We start from the raw sequence: 20,672 nt of genomic DNA on the forward strand, positions 1-20,672 counted from the left end.
CATGCATCTTCGCATCGACGACATCGCGAAGGCCTGGAACGGGCAGACCGTGCTCGACGGCGTGTCCTTCACCGCCGGTGAGAGCGACTTCGTCTGCCTGCTCGGCCCCAGCGGCTGCGGCAAGACGACGTTGCTACGCATCGTCGCCGGACTGACGCCGCCCGATGCCGGCCGGGTCATCCTCGGCGAACGCGATATCACCCGGCTGCCCGCGCGCGACCGTCGCATGGGCCTGGTGTTTCAGTCCTATTCGCTGTTCCCGGACATGACCGTCGCCGCCAACGTCGGCTACCCCATGCGTCTGCGCCGCGAGGTACCCGCGACCGTCATCTCGCGCACCGCCGACCTGCTCGATCGCGTGGGCCTGGGCGCACTCGCCGCGCGCTATCCGGACGAGCTTTCCGGCGGTCAGCAACAGCGTGTGGCGCTGGCTCGCGCACTGGCCAGCGATCCGGCCATGCTTCTGCTGGATGAGCCGCTTTCCGCGCTGGATCCGGCCATCCGGACACAGCTCCGCACGGAGATCCGCTCGCTGCAACGCTCACTGGGCATTCCGACCCTGATGGTCACGCACGATCAGGACGAGGCACTGGCCATGGCGGACACCATCGTCTGCATGAACGAGGGACGCGTGGAGCAGATCGGCACGCCGCGCTGCCTTTACGAGCGGCCGCGCACGCGCTTCGTCGCCAGCTTCATCGGCAAATCCAACCTCCTGTCCACGGCGCTCGTGCGCGAGGCGATGCCCGCATTCCTCGAACGGCGCCCTCCGGGTGCCGAAGCCACCTTCGACCTCTGCCTGCGGCCGGAGGACCTGAAGGTCGTCGCCGATCCACGCGGTGAAGGCGTGGTTGAGGAACTCACCTTCCTGGGCAACCTTGCCCACGCGCGCATCGCCTGGCGTGGCCGCTCGTTACTCGTCGAACTGCCGGGGCGCAGCAACCTGAATCCGGGCGAGGCCGTATCGGTCGATGCGACCCGCGCCGCGTGGGTCGCCGCATGAGTGCACTGACACTGGCCGCCGTGCACACACGACGCCACATGGCGGGCATCCTGCTCATCGTGCTGCCGCTGCTGGGCCTGTGCGGCTTTTTCCTCTATCCCCTGCTGACGGTGCTGTGGCGGAGTGTCACCGATGCCCATGGTGCCATCACGCTGTCGAACTACGCGCGGCTCTTCGACGATCCCGGCCTGCCGCGTGCGGCGCTGCACAGTCTGGTCATCGGCGTGACGACGACACTCGGCACCATCGCGACCGGCGTGTGCGTCGCCATGGCCCTGCACCGCTCGCGGCTTCCAGGCAAGGCGCTGATTCGCGGCGCGTTGCTGCTCCCGATGCTCGCCCCCTCGCTCGTGCTCGGCCTCGGGCTGGTGTGCCTGCTCGGCCGCAATGGCCTCGTCCACCGCCTGACCGGATGGCCCACGGACATCTACGGCTTCTGGGGCCTGTTGCTTGCCAACCTGCTTTACGGGCTGCCGCAGGTCGTGATCATCGTGTCGGCCGCACTGGAGCGCACCCCTGTCCGCCACTACGACGCCGCCGCATCGATGGGTGCCACGCCCTGGCGCCAGTTCGTCGACGTCACGGTGCCACGCATCCGCTTCGCCGTCATGGCCGCCGCGTTTCTGGTCTTCACCGAAACGCTGACGGACTTCGGCAGCGCGGTCGTCGTCGGCGGCAGCTATCGCGTACTCGCCATGGAGATCTACAGCGAAGTGGTGGGCCAGCTCGATTTCCCGATGGGTGCGACGCTCGGCGTGCTGTTGCTCGCGCCCGCCGTGCTCTCGGTCTGGCTGGGTCGCCTGGCGAAGCGCCGGCAGGACATGGGTGACGCGAGTCCGGGCCGCGCGCTGGTGCCGGAGCGCAACTTGTGGCGCGACAGCGTACTCGGCGCCGTGACGCTGCTGGCCGTGCTCGGCATCGTCGCCGTCGTCGGCACCGTCGCCTACGTCAGTCTCGTCAAACTCTGGCCGTACAACCGCACCCTCACCCTGGCCAACTACCTCGGCGGCATGCCCGACGGATACGGACCGGTGGGCACGTCGCTATGGGTCTCGCTGCTGGCGGCACTCGCCGGCGTCGTCCTGGTCTTCGCGCTGTCCGCCGGGCTGCGTCGACTGCCCGGCTGGGTTGCCCGGCCGGTGCAGGTGCTGGCTTCGCTTCCCGCCGCCGTGCCCGGCATGGTCCTGGGACTCGGCTACGTGCTCACCTTCAATCACGGCGCCTTGTCGACGTGGCTCTACGGCAGCGTGGCGATCGTCGCGGCATGCAGTCTCTATCACTATCACGCGCCATCCTTTCTTACGATGCAGACCGGTATGCGTCGTGTTCCGGAAGCACTGGAAGACGCGGTGGCGGTGTTCGGCGGCGACACACGTCACGTCGTTCGCGACGCGGTGCTGCCTTTCGCGGCGCCCGCCGCTGTCGCGACCTTCTTCTATCTGTTCATGCGCTCACTGGTGACCCTGTCGGGCGTTATCTTCCTGGTGACGCCCGACCTCGGCCTTGCCTCGGTCACGGTGATGCGCCTCGACGAAAACGGCTTCCTGGCCCAGGCGGCGGCGTACGCGATGTGCGTCGTCCTTGCCGGCGGCCTCGCACTGGGCGCCATGCGCCTCATCCTCCACACACTCAAGGACCGACGCCATGTGGCATGAAGAACGACACACCCGTATCCGTGACCTGCTCCGCGCCAGCGGCAAGGTCTCCGTGGAGCGCATCGTCGCCGAGCTCGGCGTGTCGCGCGAAACCATTCGCCGCGACCTGGTCGAACTGGCCGCGCTCGGAGAAATCCGCCGTGTGCACGGCGGTGCCGTGCTGACCGGCGATGAGCCGCCGATCGCCGTGCGCCATGCTACCCGCGTACGCGAAAAACGCGCGATCGCGAAGAAGGTCGCCAGCCTGGTCGAGAGCGGCCAGACCATCTTCATGGATGCGGGCAGCACGATGACGCTCGTCGCTGAAGCATTGGCGACACGAAGCGGGCTCACCATCGTCACCAATGCGGTCGACGTGGCGGCGCGCTTCGCGTCACGCCCCGGCAACGAGGTTCATCTGCTCGGCGGTCGCTTCGATGCGCAGATCGGTTGTACCAACGGATCGGCGACGATCGCCGAGATCGGCCGCTATCAGCCCCACCTGGCGATCCTTTCTCCGGTGGGCATCGATGCGAAGGCCGGTGCCAGCAGTTTCGAAATGGAGGAAGCCGAGATCGCCCGTGCGATGTGCGCCAGCGCACGACGCATCGTGATCGCGGCGGACCATTCAAAAATCGGCGTGCGAAGTCGCGTCGCCTGGTGTCCCGCGGACCGGATCGACGTGCTGGTCACTGACCGCCGCTCGGAAAAGTCGCGCGGTATCGCCGCCATCAGTAAGGCGATCGGCGATGTCGAATACGCCTGAAACAACAACGTGCCAGGAAGGCCAACTCACCCATCACAACCCCATGTCCTTCCCGGAGCAACCCATGATTCCCCGCCCCAATCTCCGACGCACCCTGTTGTGCGCCGCCGTCGCGGCGTCACTGACCGGCCTCGCCTATGGTCAGGCCACCACCGGCCGCATCGCCGGTAGCGCGCCTGTCGCCAGTGGCGAGACCGTGGTGATCGAAGGCAGCAATGGCATCACCCGCGAGGTCGCGGTCGACTCGCGCGGTCGTTATGTCGCCGAGGCCCTGCCGCTGGCGACGTATAAGGTGTCACTGAAGTCCAACGGCAACATCGTCGATACCCGCGACAACGTCACCCTGCGCGTGGGCGCCGCAACGGACGTGTCGTTCGCCGCCGCCTCCTCGCAGGATGCCCAGCAGCTCGATCAGGTGACCGTCTCGGCCACGCAGGCGGCGAAGATCGATGTCGCCACCGTCGCGTCGAGCACGGTGGTCACCTCCGCCGATCTCGCCCGGCTGCCCTTGCAGCGTTCGGCCGAAGCCATCGCCCTGCTCGCTCCCGGCGCCTCGCCGGGCTACACCGGCTTCAAGAACGCGTTTGGCGGCAGCCTGGTGAGCTTCGCGGGTTCGGCCGTCTCCGAGAACGCCTACTACATCAACGGGATGAACACGACCGATCCGCTCAGCGGCTTCGGTGGCGTGACCCTGCCCTACGGTGCGGTCGATCAGCAGGAAATCCTCAGCGGCGGCTATTCCGCCATGTACGGCCGCTCGGACGGCGGCGTGATCAGCCAGGTCGGCAAGCGCGGCACCAATGAGTGGCACTTCGGTGCGCAGGTGCTCTGGGAGCCGGATTTCGCACGCGCCAGCGCGCGCAACATCACCTACGGTCACGACAACCCGGCGCCCCCGGGCACGATCAACCAGCGCAACGACGAAAACCACGAGTGGACCACGACCGTGAGTGCGTACGCCGGCGGCCCGCTGGTCAAGGACAAGCTGTACGCTTTCGCCGCGGTGGAAATGGAGCGCAGCAAAGGCAACAGCATCGGCGACGTCAACCACGCCTACGATACCCGGTACACGTACAAGGATCCGAAGTGGTACGGCAAGCTCGACTGGAACATCACGGATAACAACATCCTCGAGCTGACCGGCGTCAACCAGACGCATCGCTCCAACGGCAACAAGTACACCTACGATTACCCGACCGATACGGTGGGCGATTTCGCCAGCACGGACTCGACATACAAGACCAAAGCGATGGTCTATGTGGCGAAGTTCACCAGCTACATTACCGATGACCTGACCCTCACCGCCCTGTACGGCAAGTCGAAGCTCACCTATTACAACGAGCCGCCGGCCACCGGCGTCTCCGGCCCGTTCATCGGCAACGTCAGTCAGCAGAACCCGGCCCTCAATGGCGGCACGCCGATCACCAACGGCCAGACGCTGGATACGGTGGACAACCCGGATCATGAGTCGACCAACCGCAACCTGCGCGTCGACCTCAACTACAAGATCGGCAGCCACTCGATCACCGCCGGTATCGACAATCAGGACTCGCAGGACATCGAAGACGGTACGACCATCGGTGGCGACGGCTACGAACTCTGGTATGCGAAGGGCGATCCCAATCTCAACATCAGCGACAGTCCCTTCGTCGACAAGCCGGCCAACTATCCCGGTGGCCAGACCGGTTACTACGGCTACTACCGCCACTACAACACGCTGGCCTCGGTACGCGTCAGACAGCGTGCGCAATACATCATGGACGACTGGCAGGTCACCGACCGCCTGCTGCTCTCCCTCGGCCTGCGCAACGATCAGTTCACCAACTACAACCCGTCCGGCCAGCCGTATCTCAAGCTGACCCGCCCGCAGTGGGCGCCGCGACTGGGCTTCAGCTGGGACGTCAATGGCGACTCGAGCATGAAGATCTACGGCAATGCCGGTCGTTACTTCCTCGCCATGCCGGCCTCCGTGGCGCTGCGTACCTCCGCCGGCTCGCTGGCGACCAACCAGTACTTCACCTATACCGGCATCGACGCGAACGGCCTGCCGACCGGCGTCAACTTCATCCAGTCGGCCACCGGTGGTGCGGTCTCTCCCAACGGCGAATACGGCCAGCCGCCCGACCCGAAGACGGTCAGCGCGAAGAACATCAAGTCGGAGTATCAGGACGAATACATTCTCGGCCTGGACAAGCAGATCGACGCCGACTGGGTGGCGGGCGCGAAGGCTACCGTGCGTCACCTGCGCAACGCGCTGGATGACGTCTGCGACAACGGCGCGATCACCCGTGCGGCGATCGCACAAGGCGCCGACATCGACGCCGTGACGGTGGGTAGCTGCTACCTGTCGAATCCGGGCCGCGCGAACGTTTACCAGCTGGCCAATGCGAACGGCGGCTACACGAATGTCACCGTGACCAACGCCGATTTCGGCTTCCCTCACCTCAAGCGCAATTATTACGGTCTGGACCTCTACCTGTCTCACCCGTTCGACGGCACGTGGTCGGGCAAGATCGACTACCTCTACTCGCGCAGCTACGGCAATACGGAAGGACAGGTGCGCTCGGACGTGGGCCAGGGCTCGGTCGCTGCATCGCGTGACTGGGATTACGCCACGCTGATGAACTACGCCAACGGCAACCTGGGCAACGATCGCAAGCACCAGCTGAAGCTCTACGGTTCCTACCAGATCGCTCCCGAATGGCTGCTCTCGGCGAACATCCTGATCCAGTCCGGACTGCCGAAGTCGTGCCTCGGCCGCTACGGTGCGGACGAGAGCGACCCTTCCGGTTACGGCAGCTACTATCACTTCTGCTTCGGTGTGCCTTCGGCATACGGCGCGAAGGGTCGCGAGCCGTGGGAAGAGCTTGTCGACGTGAATGCGGAGTACCGTCCGCTCTGGGCCGACAAGAAGCTGGCCTTCACCGTATCGGTGTTCAACATCCTCAACCAGCAGCGCTCGCAGCGGACCAACCCGGTGTCGGGCAGCACCAACTCGGTGAACGACGGCTACCAGCAGGTCATCAGCTACACCCAGCCGCGTTACGCCCGGTTTGGCGTCACCTACGACTTCTGACGGAGCGTCCATGCATTCACTTCTGCGACTGGGTATCGTCGCGCTTGCCGCCGGGGTCCTCGCGACTCCGGCGGTCGGTGGCGAGAAGACCTATAACGACCTGCCGACGGAAACGCCGGCCCGATTCACGCCGACGAACCCCGGCTTCGACTACGTGCGCCGCACCGTCGAGATCCCGATGCGCGATGGCGTCAAACTGCATACCGTCATCCTGATGGCCAAGGGCACGGCACACGCCGGCATCCTGCTCACGCGCACGCCTTACGGCGCGGATGGCATGGGTCACCGCAGCGACAGTCCGCATCTGGACACCGCCCTGCGCGGCTACGACAACCCGGCCGACATCATCGTCCAGGACGGATACATCCGCGTCATCCAGGACATCCGGGGCAAACACGGTTCGGAAGGCGACTTCGTCATGAACCGCCCGCCGATCGGCCATGGCAATCCGACCGCCGTGGATGAGTCCTCGGACATCTACGACACGGTGGACTGGCTGGTAAAACATGTGCCGGAGTCCAACGGCAAAGTCGGCATCATCGGCATTTCGTACGACGGGTTCGAGGCGATGGTGGCGACGATCCGCCCTCATCCGGCGTTGAAGGTCGCCGTGCCCATCAATCCCATGATCGACGGCTGGATGGGCGACGACTGGTTTCATCGTGGCGCGTTTCGCCAGCAGATGATCCCCTATATCTATGGCATGGTGAATTCGCGCGGCAGCGACATCGGCTGGACGACGGGTTACCGCGACGACTACGACCTGTACCTTCGCGGCGGTTCGGCTGGCGATATCGGCCGCGCCTACGGCATGGAATCGCTGGGATTCTGGCAGAAGATTCTTGCGCATCCCGCGTACGACCGCTTCTGGTCCGAGCAGGCCATCGACAAGGTCGCGGCGAACGAGCCGATGACCGTGCCGACCATGCTGGTGCACAGCCTGTGGGATCAGGAAGACAATTACGGCGACATGGCGGTCTACCGCGCCCTCGCGCCGCGCGATCCCCGGCATGAGAAGTTGTGGCTGGTCCTGGGACCGTGGCGTCACGCGAAGACATGGGAAAAAGCCAACACGATCGGCGCGATCGATCTCGGCAGCGATACGGGCACCGAGTTCCGCCAGAAGATTCTGCGTCCGTTTCTCGCCCAGTACCTCAAGGACGATGCGCCGAAAGCGGATATCGCGCCGGTCAATGCGTTCGTTACAGGTGAGAACACGTGGCGCAAGCTGAATACGTGGCCTTCCGCCTGCCGTGACGGATGTGTGCCCGCGATGCAGCGCTGGTTCGTCGGGGCCGACGGCGCGCTGGGGACGGCGGCACCCGCCAAGGGCGACGACGAATACGTATCGGATCCCGCGAAGCCCGTTCCCTACCGCGTGCGCCCGATTCAGTCGTGGTCGCACGGCGTGGCCGATCGCGAAGACTCGTGGCCCGAATGGCTCGTGGATGACCAGCGCGATTTCGCGTCGCGGACCGATGTGCTGACCTATGTGTCCCCCGTGCTGGATAAGCCGATGGGCGTCGCCGGCGAGCCGCTGGTTCATCTGCTCGCGTCGACGAGTGGCACGGACAGTGACTGGGTGGTCAAGCTCATCGACGTGTATCCGGACGAGGTCGAAGAGAAGCCGTCGATGGGTGGCTACGAGCTACCGGTAGCGATGGAGATCTTCCGCGGCCGCTACCGCGAGGGCTATGACAAGCCGAAGGCGCTTCAACCGGACACCGCGCAGGAGTACCGGTTTCCGCTACCGACCGTGAACCATGTGTTCCAGCCGGGGCATCGCGTGATGGTGCAGATCCAGTCGAGCTGGTTCCCGCTGTACGACAGGAACCCGCAGACCTTCGTGCCGAACATCTTCAACGCGAAGCCGGGGGATTACCGGAAGGCGACGCAGAAGATTTATCGCGACGGGCAGGAAGGAACCTACGTCGAGTTACCCGTGGTGAAATAGAGGGACGACCCGTTACCAGCAGGCCGGCCCCTACCAGGTTGCGACACCCTGGTGGGAACCGGCGCCGATGGGGGCCAGCTGGCTGGCGATACGCGATCGCCTCAGCCCGGAGGACTCAGAAGTCCCAGCGCGCCCCGACATTGAAGCCCCAGCCACGCGTTCCCGCCTCACCCAGCTTCTTCTGCCAGTCCGCCTCGCCATACAGCGAGATCCGGTTGGTCCAGGCATACGTACCGCCCAGGCCCACCTCCACCATCCGACCGAAAGCACCGCCGGCGAACTGCTGCGAGATGTCGTAGCCCTCGGCGCCGACGTTCACCGACGAACTGCCGCCCCAGCCCTTGATGTAGTTCACCCGCGCATAAGGCGTAGCCTTGCTGCCGCTATCCGTCACCCACGTGCGATCGAAACGCACGCCGGCTCGTCCGATCGTCTGCGACAGGTCGTTGAACCGCGTGGTGGCGCCATCGGTATCCGTCTGATCACGTAGCACGATGTGCTGACGCGTCAGCTGAAGCTGCGGCTCCAGTTCCCATCCGCCATCGAACTTGAACGGGTACCCGGCCTCGAGCGAACCGTTCCAGCCCGAGCCGCGGATGCGCGCCGTACCCTTTGAGCGAGCGGTATCGACGTCGCCGACGTGGCGGTCGCCCTGGGCGATCGCGTCGATATAGAAACCGCTCACGTGCTGCCACGTAACGAACATGGCGACCGAGTTGGTATCGAATTTCGTACGGCTGTAACCGTCGGCCGCTTTCGGTTCGAGCCGCGTCGTGCCGTGCGTATAGGCGATACCCGCCCGCAGGGCTGACCGGTCCGCATCGAGCGCGAAGATGTTCACGCCCACCTGCACCGCATGCGTGTCGATATCGGCGTCGTAGCCGTACTGGCTGAACGACCGGTTGGAGGAGTAGCTGTAGTCGCCACCGGTGTAACGCACGAACGGCTCACCGCCGAGACCCTCTCCCGCATCGTTCATATCGCGAATCTCGCCGAGCCGGCGATGCAGGTTGTCGATCGTGCTGTAACCGTAGATGGCCAGCGCGGTCGGCGAGAGAATGTACGAAGGCACCTGTGGCACGACCGCCGGGCGAGCATCGCCTGCCGGCACGAATCCGCCGGTCGATCCCGGCTGTGGCGTCGGATAAGGCAGGCCCGTCGCTGGCGTAGGCGCCGGTGTAACCGTGGTGGGCGTGGGGCAAGGGCCGTCGCACACCAGGACGTTGGCCAGCCGGTAATCCCAGAACGCGTTGCCGGTGGTCGCACCACCCACGACGCGCTGCGACGCATCGCTGCTGCCAGGCTGGAAGGCGTACAAGCCGTACTGCCACGGACCCGCCGCGACATAACCGCCCTTGAGCCGGAAAGCACCGCCCGTCGACGTGCCCGCGACCTGCACGAGGGAGATACCTTCATCGGCACGCACGTAGCCATTGCGATCGGTATCGGTCAGCGCTCCCGTGCTCAGCGCGGCAGGTGTGACATCGAGCACCGTTTCACCCGATGCATTCCCTTGCACCAGCAGGCGATCGGTCTGCTGCTGGGCCAGGGCGCCACCGGCGTTGAGGTTGGTTACCAGATTCAGCCGACCGCCCGAACTCGCATAGTTGCCGTCGATCGTCAGTCGATTGCCCGGCGATCCGCTGCCCTGGGTCAGGTCGATCAGGCCGGCATTATTCACGTTGGCCGAGCCCGGCGATGCGCCCGAGATTACCGGGTAGACACCGTTACCGGCATAGAGGGTGGACGTCGGATCGATGTCGACGTCGCTGTTGGCGAGCTTGAGGTTGTCCGTAAGGGTGAACTGCGCGCCGTTCGCGAGCGAGACGGTGTTCCAGCCGTTGCCGAGGTTGATACCCTTCGCAAGATCGTCGTAGGCGAACGTGCCGCCGCGTGTCTGTGTCCCGTCGAACGTCAGCGAGTTACCGCCGCCGGTCCCGGCCAGCAGATGATAGGTGCCGGACGTATCGACCTTGCCCACCGTCGCCTGGTTGCCCGTCCCGTTGCCCATGGTCAGGCTGCCCTGCAGGGTGCCGCCCGTCCAGGCGAACGTGTCGGATCCCTCCCCCGTGCCGATGTCGCCGCGTACGCTGCCCCCAACGAGACCGACCGTATCGTTACCGGCGCTACCGCGCACGGCCTGCGCCGACGGCGACGCCGCACGGATCGTGCCGCTGTTGACGAAACTGGTGCCCGTCCCATTGGCAAGATCCACGACGGGCGACGCGGTGCTTGCCGACGTCAGCACCCCGGCATTGGATACCGAGGACGCCGTCCCTGCCACAAGCGCCGATCCACCGGCCGGCGAAAGGATATTCACCGACGCGGCATTGGCCACGGAACCCGTGGTCAGGGCCTGGATACCGGTCGCGCCCGCACCGTTACCGTTGACGGTGAAGCCATTGCCGATCGAAAGGTTACCGTCGGTCGGACTGCCGTCGGCGCGGCGGAACGCGTAGCCCACACCCGAGCCGTCGACGTTGAACGTCGCCGTGGACGAGGGATCGATCGCCGTCGCGGTACGCAGTCCCGCGCCGTTGACGACGCGAAGCGTCGCGCCGCGGAGCGTGATCGCACCGGTCTCCGCGGCGTTCTCGATCGCGTTACCGGTACCCAGCGTGGTGATCGTCGTGCCCGTCGCGTTGAGCGAGGCGGCGCCCGTGTCCAGCAGTACGCCGTGCGCGCTGCCGTTGGTGACGATCGCGGAGTCACCCGAACCGAGCACGAGGCCGGCACCGCTGGTCAGCTGCACACCCGCCACGCCATCATCCACCGTGATCGACCCGGCGGGATTGAGTCGCTGCGTCCCCGCACCTTCCACGCGCACGCCGGTGCCGCTGCCCACATGGATGCTGCCGTTGTTGGCGAACGTGCCGCCCGAGCGCAGCAAGGCGCCCGTGGCACCCGGGCCCGACAGATTGAGCGCCGCGTTGTTGATGGCCTTGCCGTTGGTCTCGACGATGAACCCGGTGGTGTTCGCCCCTGTCAGAGTCATGGCACCGGCATTGACGAGGCTGGCACCGTTCCGTGCGATGTAGCCAGTGACGCCGCTGGTCGCGGACGTGAGATTCGCCAGGCTGTTGAGTTGCGTACTGGTGACGACCGCACCCTGGCTGGCGCCGGTGAGGCTGTGTTTCTGGCCGTCGGCCACGCCGGCGATGGAGCCAGCGCCAGCAAGATTCACGTTTGTCGCCGCGTCGATGGTGGCCACCGCGCCACCCTCCGCCACCACGCCCTGCGCGCCGTTGCCCGAGACCGTGATACCGGCGTTGCGGGTGTTCACGAGTGAACCGGCGCCCGTACCCAGGATACCGGTCGACTGCGCACCGGAAGCGACCATGCTCAGCCCCGTGCCATCGAAATCCGCGCCCGAGTCGAGCCGGAACAGCGTCGACTGCGCCGTCGAGACGTTCAGCGGGCTGCCGCCGTTGACATTGATATGCGCGTCATCGCCGTAGGCGAAGAAGCCGATCTGTCGTGTGCCGCTGGCGAAACTCGGTGCCGCGCCGGCAGCCACATCGACCGTGGCGCGGCCGCGCGCATGGATACCGATCGCGCCGTCGCCGAGCAGGTTTACCGCACCCTGCACGTTCGCGCTCGCCGTGGCGCTGCCCTGCCCTTCGGCCCAGACACCGTAATTGCGCGTGCCACTGGCGGGATCCGCGCCACCGGCGACATTGATCGTGCCCGTATTGCTCACCAGCGATGCCGTCGCGCCGGTCGAGAGCGCCTTGATACCCGTCCCGTTCACGCCATTGAGGTTGATGGTTCCGCTGTTGACGACGTTACCGGTAGCGCCCCCGTTCTGTACGAGGATGCCATCGTTTTCGCGTGGGACCGCGGCGGCCGCGCCGTTGACGTTGATCGTCCCCGAACTGTCGACGTTCGCACCCGGCGACGTCACGAGAATGCCCGCGGCGTTCTGGGTGAGCGAGCCAAGCGTGATGGTGCCCTGGTTCCGCGCGATCGCCGCGTAAGGTACGTAGATGCCTGTCGTCATCGTGCCCTGGTTGACCGCGATGTCGGCCGCCGGCGTCGCGGGTGACGTTTGCGGCCCGCGACCGATATAGATCGTGCCCGCCGCTCCGTTGGTGAAGATGGCGGTGGGATCGCCCAGCGCGATGCCGTCCATCGAGCCATTCGAACGCGAACCCGTCACGCCGACGTTGACGATGCCGTTGTTGGTCGCGCTGGCATTGGCGCCCACGCGCACACCAATCGACTTGCCCGCGCCATTGGCCGAGCCGGTGGCGAGGTTGAGAATACCGTTGGTTCCATTGGTGAACGTACCGCCGGACTGCAGATCGACCGCCGTGGACCCGATGGCACCGTTGGTAATGGTGTTGTCGGCATTACGGAAGAAGTTGCCGTTGATCACGCCATTGTTGGTACCTGTCGTACCCGCTCCCGTCAGCACCAGCGCAGAGCCGTCGCCGGTGTTATGCGTGGCCGCCAGCGTGCCATTGATCGTCACGTTCGCGCCGGCTTCTCCACGCACCGTGCCGCCGTTAGTGTTGACCGCTTCCAGCGTCGCGCCGGAAGCCACCGTGCCGGAGGCGTTGGGGCCGACCAGTTGCATGACGATGCGATTACCGATGGGCTGCGCCACTTCATCGGCTGCGTCGTCGGCGCTGATGCCGTAGCTGATCTGCTCGGTCGTCGCGCTGTAGCCCTTCGCGAACAACGATGCGTACGAGGTGGGAGCGAGATTCCCCGTCTGCAGGTTGGCGATGAGGAAATTGTTGTAATCACGCAGCTGCGCGTCATTGGTGACGGTGTGTGAACTCGTCACACCGTCGACGGTGGTGACATCGAACGTGCCGCCGTAATGCGAAACGTAGCTCACGTAAAGGTTCTGCGGCTGGGCCGGGTTGGCCACATCGCCGTTGAAGGCGATGCGATTGCGCGAGGTCCAGTCGATGGTGCTGGCCGCACTCCCGGTGCCGTCCGCGTAGAACAGGGAGGTCTGTTTCGCCGCCATGGTCCAGCCGTTGGTGGTGGAGTCCGTCGGCACGCCGGGACTGCCGATGTCGACGGTGAGCGCGCCGCCACCACTGGTTACCGTGCCGACCCGCGCGTCGATGTACTGCTGCCCGTTGACGTTGACCACGTCCGGCACCGCGGTGCTGCCGTCAACGGCGCTCAGCCCGACCAGGTTGGCACTGTTGTACGTGGAGACGACACGCCGGCCACCGGTGATGGGATCCGGCACGCTGACGCCAAAGTTCTGGGTGCCGGGGTTCAGACGTGCCGCACCGATCCACTCGGAACCCGACTGGATCCGTCCAAGTCCCTGGAGCGCGGCGATGGTCGTATTGCGCGTGCCGGTGTCACCCGCGGCGAAAAGCTGTGGGCCGGAGATCGTCACCACCTGACCGGGCGTCAGTACCGTGGCGTACTGCTGGTTGTCGTTCTTCGTCGGTGAATAGGCGTCGAGGGTGACGGTCTGAGCGACGACCGGACCACCCGTCAGTGCCGCGGCGACGGCGAGAAACAATTTGGCGCGACGGCGGCCGCCCATCATGGCGCGGCGCGAAATAACCTGGGAGCTCATTTTTCGGTACGTATCCCTATCGGGCGCCGATCCCGGCACCGTGAAGCACGACTGGCACTCCCTTACCCGGCGACGCGAGCCCCCTCACCCGTTCACCGTGGCCCTCCTGGGCCCCGTGCGAAGCAGCGACGTGTCGAAGACGCGTCGGTCATTACTTAGGTATATTCGGCAGGCCATGAAAAAAACGTGCATTTATTTGCCGAATATGCGCATAGTTTTTGCACAGTTTTACCGCAGCAGCGGGAAACGCGGGCCTCGCCTATACTTCCCCGATGAAGCCAAAGGTCCTGCTGCAGTACATCCTCCCGCACCGCTTTCTCTCGCGAATCGTCTACTGGGCGACCCGCTGGGAATGGACGCCCTGGAAAAATTTCCTGATCCGGGAGATCGTCCAGCGCTACGACGTCGACATGAGTCAGGCGGCGCAGCCCGACCCGCTCGCGTATCAGCATTTCAATGCGTTTTTCACGCGCAAGCTGAAGCCGGGCGCACGCTCCGCCGCGCCCGATCCGCAGGCCATTCTTTGTCCCGCTGACGGACGTATCAGCCAGTGCGGCCCGATTCGCGACGGCCGGATCTTCCAGGCCAAGGGCCAGGAATACACGGCGGCCGAACTGCTGGGCAGCGACGAAGCCGCCGCCCCTTTCCGGAACGGCAGCTTCGCGACGATCTACCTGTCCCCGCGCGACTACCACCGCGTTCACATGCCGCTGTCGGGCACTCTGACCGGCACGACACACGTGCCGGGTCGCATCTTCAGCGTCGCCCCGTTCGCGGTGGCCGACATCCCTCGCCTGTTCGCGCGTAACGAACGCCTCGTCTGCCATTTCGACGGCGAACACGGCCCCTTCGTCTCGGTGATGGTGGGAGCGATCCTGGTCTCGAGCGTCGCCACGGTCTGGGACGGCATGGCTATCCCGCCGTACGCGGCGGACATCATCCGCAAGGACTGCCGCGGCAGAGGCGTCCACATCGATCGCTTCGGCGAGATGGCCCGCTTCAACATGGGCTCGACCGTGATCCTCCTGCTGCCGGAGGGCTACCGCTTCGACGACCTCCAGCCCCAGCAGCAGGTCGTCGTCGGCCAGCGTCTGGGCCAATACGTGGGCGCCGGCACGCGCGACTGACCCACCGCGTCACAATGTGACGAATATGTCTTCAAATTGACGCGACGTCAGCGTATGCTCCGTGGCTCCGGCGCCTCTTAGGGGGAAGCGCCGGGGTCATAAGAAGCATCCGCCCAGGGGAAGTCGTCCATGCGTCTTGTCACTCATCTCATTGCCGTCAATCGCGAGATCCGCCTTAAGCGGCAGCTCGCCGACATCGAGCGCGTCGTGCTTGCTCTTCCCGTCCGGGCACACGCCGACCTGCAGCAGTTGGTCAGGCGCGAGATGGAGCAGGCCGCGGCATGTGACTTCCCGCATCTCTACGGCACTCCGCCGGAAGAACGCTACAGCACCTATGGTCACGGGCCGGATGTCGGCCTGGGCAAGGCACGCTCGGAAAATCCGCTGATCGCCACACGCGGCGTCGCCCTGTGGATCGCCTCGGTGTATCACGAGACCCTCGATTCCCGCCGTCCTGGCATGGAAGACCTGCACCGGCAGATTCTTCGCCTGATGCGTCAGATCAAGGAACTCTCGGCACCGGATAAGCGCGATGCCGCCGACGCGTGGATGGAACCGCACGCGGTCGCCTGATTCTTTTCAGAAAAACTACCGGCAAACCGGTACGCGCAGCGCCTGCCCCACTTTCAGCTGATGTCCTTTGAGGCCGTTCATACGCGCGATGTCCTCGACATCCGCGCAGTTGCTCTTGCGAGCGATACTGACGAGCGTGTCGCCCCGGCGCACCGTGTAGCTCTTCGAAGCCGACGACGATGACTTCGACGGTGTCGACGACGACGAACCACCGGCCAGCGCGGCGGATGTGGCGGCCGGCGGGGGTGGAGCGATGATCTTCACCGCATTGTGCAGGTCGGCCGCGAGGATGGGCCACGGACCGTCGGCACAGCTGGAGGCGTAGGCCTTCTCGAGCTGTTTGGGTACTTCGAGTCGCATACCCACCGGCTGGCTGATCTGCGGATCGAGGCGGGGGTTGAGGTTGCGCAGCGTGCGGAACCAGCCTTCCGGCATGTCCTGCGTCGAGCCGAGGCAGACCGTCAGTTCGCTCAGGGAGGCCGGGCGCTTCAACGTGATCTGGCCCGGCTCACCGTCGATCTTCGGCCACTTCAGGTGATAGCTGTCAGGGTGCAGGAACAACCATGCCGCGGCCAGCACCATCGGGACGTAGTCACGCGTTTCCGCCGACATCTGGCCATAGATCTGCGGGTCGTAGAAGCCCGCGCCGGGACTGCTCGCCGCGATGCGGCGCATGCGCCCCTCGCCGCCGTTATAGGCGGCCAGGGTCAGCTCGAGATTGTTGTTGAAGGCGGCCAGCTGCTCGTCGATGTATTCCGCATTGGCCTGCGCCGCCATCGTCGGATCGAAGCGCTGGTCGAAGCCGTCCGAGTTGCTCAGGCCGAAGCGCAAGCCGGTGGCGTACATGAACTGCAGGGGGCCGGATGCGCCGGAGCGCGAGACCGCGTGCACCTTGCCGCCCGACTCCTTGGCCATGATGCCGAAGAGCAGCGCCTCGGGCAGGTCGGCCTTCTTGTAGGCCGGCCACATCTTGTAGCGCATCATCTGGTAATTGACGTAAGCGTCCATCAGATTGGGACGCAGCTGGGTCAGCCAGAGCTCCAGCGCCGCCTTGACCGGACCGTTCATCACCATCAGGTCGGAAAACTGCTGACCCTTGAGCATGGTGACGGCGCGCTGCGCCGCCGGTAACGAACCGATCGCGACGGAGCCCGGCAGATTCGCGTCGCCCGGCTGCGCACCAACTTCGGCACCCTGCTCCGTATCGTCCGCATCTTCGCCTTCGATGAAGCTGCCGTCCTTCAGGCGCAGCAGACGATCGAACACCGCGGCGAACCGCTGCGGGTCGCAACCCGGGGTCAGGCTGCAACGGGCCGACGCGTCCTTGAGCTGGTCGAGCGACTGCTTGCGCGTCTGCGCCGCCTGCGGGGTATCGCCCCGGCGAGCCTGGTCGATCGAGCTCTCGTAACCCTTGCTCGCCTGGTTCATCCGGTCGTACAACGCATTGACCTCGGGCGTGGCCCTGCCCGGACGGGGCGTACCGCTGGAAGCGCAACCGGCGAGGACCGCCAGGGGAAGCAGGAGAAGCGGACGCGGCACGCGAAAGGACATGTACGAAACTCAGGGTCAGGCAGTGGCGGCCACGTTACCCGCCGGACCGCCCGGACTCAAGCGGTCGTGCGTCAATTTTCTCCGTAACGGCATATCGTTGCGTACACTTGTTCAGGAGATTCTTAAGGATGAAACCATGCCCACGATCCTGATTGGCCGCAACGACGAGGCCGCTGTCGAACTGGACTCCCGCTACGGCAACCGCCACGGCATGATCGCCGGGGCCACGGGTACGGGAAAGTCGGTCAGCCTGATGCTGCTCGCGGAGGGTTTTTCTCGCCTCGGTGTGCCCTGTTTTCTGGCCGATGCCAAGGGCGACCTCGCCGGCCTCTCACAAGCCGCCGGCGCTCCGTCGGAAAAGCTCACCGCCCGCCTGACCAGGCTCGGTCTCACGACCTGGAAGCCGCAGGCCAATCCAGTGGTGTTCTGGGACATCTACGGCAAGGCCGGTCACCCGGTACGTGCCACGGTGTCGGAGATGGGCCCGACCCTGCTCTCCCGCATTCTGGAGCTGAACGACACGCAGGAGGGCGTCCTCGAGGTGATTTTCCGGGTCGCCGACGATGAAGGCCTGCTGCTTCTCGACCTGCCCGACCTGCGCGCGATGCTGGGCTTCGCTTCCGGGCACGCCAAGGACATCTCGTCGCGCTATGGCCTGATCAGTCCGCAGAGCGTCGCCGCCATCCAGCGATCCTTGCTGAAGCTGGAGCAGGACGGTGCCGACGCCTTCTTCGGCGAACCGGCGCTCGAGTTGCCGGATCTGATGCGTCAGGACATGAGCGGCCGTGGCGTGATCAACGTGCTGGCGGCGGATACCCTGATCCTCAAGCCGCGCCTGTATTCGACGTTCCTGCTGTGGCTGTTGTCGGAGCTGTTCGAGCAGCTGCCTGAAGTGGGCGATCTGGACGTGCCGAAGATGGTGTTTTTCTTCGACGAAGCGCACCTGTTGTTCGACGACGCACCGGCCGCCCTGCGCCAGCGTGTCGAACAGGTGGTGCGGCTGATCCGTTCCAAGGGCGTGGGCGTCTACTTCTGCTCCCAGAATCCCGACGACGTACCCGGCGAGATCCTCGGCCAGTTGGGCAATCGCGTACAGCATGCGCTGCGCGCGTTTACCCCGCGCGACCAGAAAGCGGTGAAAGCCGCCGCCGAAACGTTCGCGCGAAACCCGAAACTCGATGTGGTCGAAAGCATCGGCACGCTCGGCACCGGCGAAGCCCTGGCATCGACCCTCGGTGATGGCGGTATCCCCTCGCGCGTGCAAAAGATCCTCGTGTCGACGCCTGAATGCCGCATCGGCGCGATCACCGACGACGAGCGCGCGACCGTTCGCGCGCGCTCGCCCGTCGGCGCTAAATACGACACGTCGGTCAACCGGGAATCGGCCGAGGAACGCCTCGCCGCGCGCGCCACGGCGAAGAACGCCGACGATGCGCCGTCGGTGAAGTCCGCGGGTAAAACCGGCGACGCCGCTGGCAAGGCGGGCGAAGACGACGCGGGCTGGGGCGGCGCCGTGCGTGACGCCGTCTTCGGAACCCGACGGCGGCAGGGTATGGTCGAGACGATGGCCAAGTCGATGGTGCGCGCGGCCGGAGCGCGTGCGGGTCAACAGATCGTGCGCGGCATTCTTGGCAGCATCTTCGGCGGAAAGCGCTGAGCATGCCGCGACACGCGCTCGCCGACGCCGACACGCCGTTTTCGCAGCGTGCGATCGACGGGTTCCGCTACCCCCTGGGTAGCGGCGCCCGGCTGACGCTGATCGCGGTGACGCTGCTGGAGGCGCTCTCGTTCCTGCCGGTGACCGGTCTGAAACTGCTGGTGATCTTCATCGGCTGGATGGCGATCTACGTCTACGCGTTCGAATGCCTCCGGCACACGGCGGATGGCTTCGCCGATCCGCCGGAGCTCGCGCTCAACACCGAGGACAGCACCGGCGTCGCACTGATCCTGATTCAGCTCACCGGCAACGCACTGGCCGTGCTGGCACCGTTTTTCCTTGGCATTCCCGGATTGCTCGTCTCACTGGTGTTCGCTTTCGTCCTGCCGGTGATCACGATGTCGCTCACCTTCGACGGTGTCGGCGCGGCGCTGAACCCGGCTAACTGGATCGCAGCCATCGGCCGTTTCGGTCCGAGCTACCTGCTGCTGTTCGCCATCGTCATCCTGACCAGCCTGCTCCAGGCGGGCGCGCAGTACGCCATGAAAGATCACGGCCCGACCTTCATCGGCACGCTCGGTTATTACGCGGTGGCCAATTACCTGACCATCTACAACTTTCATCTCATGGGCGCTCTGATTCACCACAAACACGAGACGCTGGGCTATTTCCCTTCGTCCATCGCGCTGCGCGAGGCTACCGAACCCGATGACGACGACGCACTGCTTCGGCACGTCAACCTGATCGCGCGCGACGACATTCCCGGAGCCACCGACATTCTTACGGAGCGCTTGAGAGAAGGCCTCGCACCCGTCCCGATGCATACACGCTACCGTGAACTGCTACGTGCGCAGGACCGGCTTCCCGAGCTGCTCGTCCATGGGCAGATCTGGATCGCCGCGCTGATCGCCGGGCAGGAAACCCGGCGTGCCCTGGGCGTGGTTCAGGACTGCCTCGACGTCGATCCCGCCTTTCTCCCTGACGATCCCCGCACGTGCGGACCGCTGGCGGACGTCGCCGCGCATGGCGGCATGGTTCGGCTGGGGCTGCACCTCGCGCAGGGCTACCTGACGACCTGGCCACGTGACATGGGCGCGCCCAGCTACGGACTGCTGGCGGCGCGTCTGCACGACCGTCTCGGCGACCCCGTGTCATCGGCACGGCTCGCCCGCCGGATGCTTGCCGACTATCCGGAACATCCCGTGAGATCCGACCTGGAAGCATTGCTGGCGACGCTGAGCCCGACATACGGGGTGTCACCATGAGCCGCTGGCGCCCGCCGTCGCCGTCGTCGACGGCGATCATCACGCGCGAGGGCTTCGAGCGACTCAAGGCGGAGCTCGACCATCTGTGGCACACGGTACGTCCCGAAGTGGTCAAGGCACTCGCCGCGGCTGCCGCCGAAGGCGACCGGTCCGAGAATGCGGAGTACACGTACCGCAAGAAGCAACTCGGCGAGATCGATCGTCGCGCGCGCTATCTCAGCAAACGCATTCCGGTGCTCAAGGTCGTCGAAGCGGCGCCTTCTCAGCGCGATGCGGTTTTCTTCGGCGCCACGATGGAACTCGAGAATGTGGAAACCGGCGAGACGGTGCGTTACCGCATCGTGGGACCGGATGAAACCGATGCACGCAAAGGGTGGATCAGTATCGATTCGCCCATGGCGCGCGCGGTACTCAAGAAGCGGCTGGATGATGAGTTCGAGGCGGATCTGCCGGGTGGACGGACGCGGTTTGCGATTCTGGCGGTGGCGTACGACTGAGACAGGCAGGGAGTG

The 20,672-nt window shown here is 65.4% G+C and carries 12 protein-coding genes; 10 read left to right on the forward strand and 2 right to left on the reverse strand.

Annotation, left to right across the window (positions count from 1 at the left end):
• Position 1 precedes the first annotated feature (1 nt).
• The 5 genes from J2X57_RS03765 (at position 2) to J2X57_RS03785 (ending at position 8,433) form a co-directional block, all read left to right on the forward strand.
• Positions 2 to 1,003, forward strand: coding sequence for an ABC transporter ATP-binding protein (locus J2X57_RS03765; protein WP_309863921.1), 1,002 nt, complete (start codon positions 2 to 4; stop codon positions 1,001 to 1,003).
• Positions 1,000 to 2,658 carry an ABC transporter permease subunit gene (locus J2X57_RS03770; protein ID WP_309863924.1) on the forward strand — a complete coding sequence of 553 codons (1,659 nt, stop codon included), beginning with the start codon at positions 1,000 to 1,002 and terminating at the stop codon, positions 2,656 to 2,658. The genes J2X57_RS03765 and J2X57_RS03770 overlap by 4 nt, the downstream gene beginning before the upstream one ends.
• Positions 2,648 to 3,403, forward strand: coding sequence for a DeoR/GlpR family DNA-binding transcription regulator (locus tag J2X57_RS03775; protein ID WP_036114096.1), 756 nt, complete (start codon positions 2,648 to 2,650; stop codon positions 3,401 to 3,403). The genes J2X57_RS03770 and J2X57_RS03775 overlap by 11 nt, the downstream gene beginning before the upstream one ends.
• A 64-nt stretch (positions 3,404 to 3,467) precedes the next feature.
• Positions 3,468 to 6,479, forward strand: coding sequence for a TonB-dependent receptor (locus J2X57_RS03780; protein ID WP_079522066.1), 3,012 nt, complete (start codon positions 3,468 to 3,470; stop codon positions 6,477 to 6,479).
• A 10-nt stretch (positions 6,480 to 6,489) separates the two neighbouring features.
• A complete protein-coding gene (locus J2X57_RS03785; RefSeq protein WP_309863931.1) occupies positions 6,490 to 8,433 on the forward strand; it encodes a CocE/NonD family hydrolase in 1,944 nt (647 codons plus the stop codon).
• A 115-nt stretch (positions 8,434 to 8,548) separates the two neighbouring features.
• Here J2X57_RS03785 and J2X57_RS03790 read toward each other — a convergent pair whose 3' ends face one another.
• Complete coding sequence (locus tag J2X57_RS03790) at positions 8,549 to 13,987, reverse strand: autotransporter outer membrane beta-barrel domain-containing protein (RefSeq protein WP_309863933.1); 5,439 nt, start codon at positions 13,985 to 13,987, stop codon at positions 8,549 to 8,551.
• A 272-nt stretch (positions 13,988 to 14,259) separates the two neighbouring features.
• Here J2X57_RS03790 and asd point away from each other — a divergent pair, with 272 nt between their 5' ends.
• Positions 14,260 to 15,114, forward strand: a complete 855-nt coding sequence (gene asd, locus J2X57_RS03795; protein WP_036114101.1) for an archaetidylserine decarboxylase — start codon at positions 14,260 to 14,262, stop codon at positions 15,112 to 15,114.
• A gap of 129 nt (positions 15,115 to 15,243) precedes the next feature.
• The gene (locus J2X57_RS03800) at positions 15,244 to 15,687 is read left to right on the forward strand and encodes a hypothetical protein (RefSeq protein ID WP_309863935.1); all 444 of its coding nucleotides are present in this window, start codon (positions 15,244 to 15,246) and stop codon (positions 15,685 to 15,687) included.
• A 15-nt stretch (positions 15,688 to 15,702) separates the two neighbouring features.
• Here J2X57_RS03800 and J2X57_RS03805 read toward each other — a convergent pair whose 3' ends face one another.
• Positions 15,703 to 17,238 carry a transglycosylase SLT domain-containing protein gene (locus J2X57_RS03805; protein ID WP_309863937.1) on the reverse strand — a complete coding sequence of 512 codons (1,536 nt, stop codon included), beginning with the start codon at positions 17,236 to 17,238 and terminating at the stop codon, positions 15,703 to 15,705.
• Between the two features lie 136 nt (positions 17,239 to 17,374).
• On the opposite strand from J2X57_RS03805, the gene J2X57_RS03810 reads away from it, so the two are divergent.
• The 3 genes from J2X57_RS03810 to greB are packed head-to-tail and all read left to right on the forward strand — an operon-like array spanning position 17,375 to position 20,657.
• Positions 17,375 to 18,895, forward strand: a complete 1,521-nt coding sequence (locus J2X57_RS03810; RefSeq protein WP_309863939.1) for a helicase HerA-like domain-containing protein — start codon at positions 17,375 to 17,377, stop codon at positions 18,893 to 18,895.
• Between the two features lie 2 nt (positions 18,896 to 18,897).
• The gene (locus J2X57_RS03815) at positions 18,898 to 20,160 is read left to right on the forward strand and encodes a hypothetical protein (protein ID WP_309863941.1); all 1,263 of its coding nucleotides are present in this window, start codon (positions 18,898 to 18,900) and stop codon (positions 20,158 to 20,160) included.
• Positions 20,157 to 20,657: a transcription elongation factor GreB gene (greB, locus tag J2X57_RS03820; protein WP_036114111.1), complete on the forward strand. Its 501-nt coding sequence runs from the start codon at positions 20,157 to 20,159 to the stop codon at positions 20,655 to 20,657. The genes J2X57_RS03815 and greB overlap by 4 nt, the downstream gene beginning before the upstream one ends.
• Positions 20,658 to 20,672 lie beyond the last annotated feature (15 nt).

Origin of the sequence: Luteibacter sp. 1214 (assembly GCF_031455395.1) — a bacterium.
Classification (GTDB): domain Bacteria; phylum Pseudomonadota; class Gammaproteobacteria; order Xanthomonadales; family Rhodanobacteraceae; genus Luteibacter; species Luteibacter mycovicinus.